This window comes from Ohtaekwangia sp. (assembly GCF_036568665.1).
In the GTDB taxonomy this organism is placed as follows: domain Bacteria; phylum Bacteroidota; class Bacteroidia; order Cytophagales; family Cyclobacteriaceae; genus Ohtaekwangia.
Genome location: NZ_DATCSD010000221.1, coordinates 1 through 4,092, shown reverse-complemented (window position 1 = coordinate 4,092; position 4,092 = coordinate 1). Strand labels below are relative to the sequence as shown.

Below are 4,092 nucleotides of genomic sequence, written 5' to 3'. Positions count from 1 at the left end.
ATCCAGTCGTTGTTGGTATCCATAACAGTAGAAAGATATTCGTTGGTGATGACATTGTCCGGAACGTGATGGCCAAGGCCGACAATTTTAGAGTAGCGCATTCGATTGAACTTTAGCGAGCGCAAAGGTAGTGAATAATTAATTAACCGTTATTCGTTAACTGTTAACAACTAAATGACAACCGTGGTGTCAGATGTTTCCATCTGGCACCCGGTATATCAAGATAACTTTCAATTTATAGATTAGTCTGTTGCTGGCAGGGAGTCTGTTGATCCCTGTTATCCCTCAGTCAGGTGGGAACACCTTACTGTACGGCTATAACAATTAACGGCTACAGTACAACGTTCACAATCTTACCCGGCACGATAATTACTTTCTTCGGTGCCTTGCCTTCCGTCCACTTTTGTACGGCTTCCGAGGCCATTACTAATTTCTCGATGTCTTCTTTTGGCATATCGAGGGCGAAGTTCATCTTTACCCGCACTTTACCATTGATGGAGATCGGGTATTCGAATGAACTCTCTACCAGGTATTGCTCGTCATATTTAGGATACGGTGCATCGAGCACAGAATCTTTATGACCAAGCTTCTCCCACAACTCTGCGGCTATGTGCGGAGCGTATGGCGAAAGTGCTATCACCAGTGGTTCCAGTATAGCGCGCTTGTTACTCTTCATGGAGCTAAGCTCGTTGCAGCAGATCATAAACTCACTCACCGAAGTATTGAACGAGAAGCGATCTATATCTTCTTCAACCTTCCTGATGGTTTTGTGAAGGATTTTAAATTCATCACGTGTTGGCTCGTCCTCACTTACTACAAAGTTTTCGTTCTTGTCGTGGAAGAGATTCCAGAAACGTCTCAGGAATTTATATACACCATCTATACCATTGGTATTCCACGGTTTGGATAACTCCAGTGGTCCGAGGAACATCTCGTACATACGCAGCGTATCGGCACCATAGTTGGTCACGATGTCATCCGGATTTACTACGTTGTATTTTGACTTCGACATTTTTTCAACTTCGCTTCCGCAGATATACTTGCCATCTTCGAGTATAAATTCTGCATCGGCAAAATCATCGCGCCACTTTTTGAACGCTTCGATATTGAGTACATCGTTATCTACCATATTCACATCCGCATGCAGGGGCGTTACCTCGTATTGCTTGCGTAAACCTGCTGATACAAATTTATGGGTACCGTTAATACGGTATACAAACTTTGATACACCCTGTATATGTCCCTGGTTGATCAGCTTCTTGAAAGGTTCTTCTGCCTGTACATAGCCTAAGTCTTTCAGGGCCTTGCACCAGAAGCGAGAGTATAACAAGTGACCGGTCGCGTGTTCTGATCCACCTATATACAGGTCTACATCTTTCCAGTAAGAAATCTTGCTTTGGCTGGCAAATTCTTTCTCGTTGTTCGGATCCATATAGCGGAACCAGTACCAGCTTGAGCCGGCCCATCCCGGCATCGTAGTAAGCTCGTACGATTTACCTTTGTAGTTCCAGCCTTTTGCACGCGCCAGCGGAGGTTCACCGGTTTCAGTAGGTTTATACTGATCGATCTCCGGCAATGTTACCGGCAAATCGCTATCGGGTACCAGCTTCGGTATACCATTCTCGAAATATACCGGGAAGGGCTCGCCCCAATACCGTTGTCTGCCAAATATAGCATCGCGCATACGGTAATTTACTTTGCGCACGCCAATGCCTAATGCTTCCACTTTCGTTACAGCTTTTTCGATCGCTTCATTCCACACCAACCCGTTCAGAAAATCAGAGTTGATCATCGTACCTGACTTCGCCTCGAAGTTATCTTTATTGATATCGCTGGTCGGACCTTCCAGTACATCTACAATCGGCAGATTGAAATGTTTTGCAAAAGCATGATCGCGTGTATCGCTGGAAGGAACAGCCATCACAGCACCCGTTCCATAGCCCGCCAATACATAGTCGGCGATCCATACCGGTACTTTTTGATTGTTGAACGGGTTGATCACATAGGCACCGGTGAATGCACCTGTAATGCGTTTCACTTCGCTCATGCGTTCGCGTTCGCTGCGGTTCTTTGCTATATCTACATATTGGGTAACTTCTGCACGTTGCTCCGGGGTCGTGATCTTGTCAACCAACTCGTGCTCGGGCGCAATCACCATAAACGTTACTCCGTAGATAGTATCAATGCGCGTAGTGAATACGCGTATAGACAGGTCGTTGTGATCGCTTACGGCAAAGTCCAGCTCGCATCCTATACTCTTGCCAATCCAGTTGCGCTGCATTTCTTTTACCGGCTCCGGCCAGTCGATCGTATCAAGACCTTTTAGCAGTCGTTCAGCATACGCAGTAATGCGCATACTCCACTGCATCATCTTGATGCGTTCTACCGGGTAGCCACCGCGTTCGCTCACACCGTCTTTAACTTCATCGTTGGAGAGTACCGTGCCCAGTGCTGCGCACCAGTTTACCATGGTTTCGCTCAGGTAAGCGATGCGGTATTTTTGCAGGAAGTCTTCTTTACCTTTTTCATCAAAGCTCTTCCATTGTTCTGCTGTAATGGCAGGAGTATCTTCATCACAAACAGCCGCTATATTTTTGTTGCCGTTCTTTTCAAGTTCAGCGATCAGTGCGGAGATCGGTTCAGCTTTTCCTTCGGCACCGGCTTTTTTATTATACCAAGCGTTGAATAATTGTGCGAAGATCCATTGCGTCCATTTATAGTATGCCGGGTCGCAGGTTTGTACTTCGCGATCCCAATCATACGAGAAGCCTATCTGGCGTAACTGACGTTTATAGGTCTCTATATTTTTTGCTGTAGTAACGGCAGGATGCTGGCCGGTTTGAATAGCATATTGTTCAGCCGGTAATCCGAAGGCATCGAATCCCATCGGGTGCAATACATTAAAACCTTTCAGTCGCTTATAGCGCGATACTATATCAGAGGCAATATATCCCAGCGGGTGGCCAACGTGAAGCCCGGCTCCGGAAGGGTAGGGGAACATATCCAGCACATAATATTTAGGCCTGGAAGTATCGTCCTTTGCTTTGTAGGCACCCGTTGCGGCCCAGGTATCCTGCCACTTCTTTTCAATGCGTTTGATCTCGTCTTTGCTGTAATCGGCCATGGTGTAGTTCGTTCTGTTAGGCGAACCGCAAAAATAAGGCTTTTGTGAAAATTACAGGCTTGAAAAGTGTTAACTACGCAAGACTTTTTTGAAATGCTTCTATCATCCCCCGAAGTGCAGCATGGTGCTTGTTGCGCCTTCGTAACGTGCCCACAGCTACTTTGGCGAGCGACTCCAGCGGTTTGAAATGTACATGCGGATATTCTTCCTGCAAGGATGCCGGTGCAAATGTGAGACCCAGTCCCTGGTGAACAAGCAATACCCGCGTGCGGGGCGAAGAAAGCTCGCTGACAATATGCGGCTCCTCTCCATTTACTTTTAGTTGTTGCATAACGGCATCGTGCAGCCACGGCTGATCCTGGCGTTTGTATAAAATGAACGGCTGACCTTGCAGATCTTCGCGCAATAATTTTTTGCGTTTAGCCAATGCATGGCCGGGCGGTAATACTACCTGGTAGGCTTCTTCGGCTATAGCATTCCACTCGAGCTGATCATCTTGCACCGGACCAAATACTAACGCAAGGTCAAGCTGATTTTCTTTTACCAGGTGAATAAGGGTAGATGTGCAATGCTCTGCTATAGTTACCTGCGTGCCGCTGTGTTGTTGCTGAAAAGTTTGTATCGCCCGGGCTATACGTTGCGGCCGTATACCCGGTACCAATCCAACTCTTAATGTACCCGACTTCTTTTCGCGTATAGCGCGAATGCGTTCTTCAGCTTCTTCTACCTTCTCAAAAATCTCCAGTGTATACTGGTATAATATCCGGCCTGCTTCGGTAAGTTCATTTCCATTTTTAAGTCGATGGAAGAGTGATGTGCCCAGCGAATCTTCCAGTTCTTTTATCTGCTGACTCAGCGGAGGCTGCGAGATATGCAGTCGCGCAGCAGCCTTGCGGAAGTTGAGCTCTTCTGCCAATACTTTAAAATACCGGAGATGTTTCAGATCCATGATTCATTTAACGTATCAG

At 46.7% G+C, this 4,092-nt stretch carries 2 protein-coding genes; both read right to left on the bottom strand.

Going from position 1 to position 4,092, the window contains the following annotated elements:
- Positions 1-331 precede the first annotated feature (331 nt).
- Positions 332-3,124 carry a leucine--tRNA ligase gene (gene leuS / locus VIN08_RS12450; protein WP_331965304.1) on the bottom strand — a complete coding sequence of 931 codons (2,793 nt, stop codon included), beginning with the start codon at positions 3,122-3,124 and terminating at the stop codon, positions 332-334.
- Positions 3,125-3,197: 73 nt separating this feature from the next.
- On the bottom strand, positions 3,198-4,073 hold the full coding sequence (locus VIN08_RS12445; RefSeq protein ID WP_331965301.1) for a LysR family transcriptional regulator: 876 nt from the start codon (positions 4,071-4,073) through the stop codon (positions 3,198-3,200).
- Between the last annotated feature and the right edge of the window lie 19 nt (positions 4,074-4,092).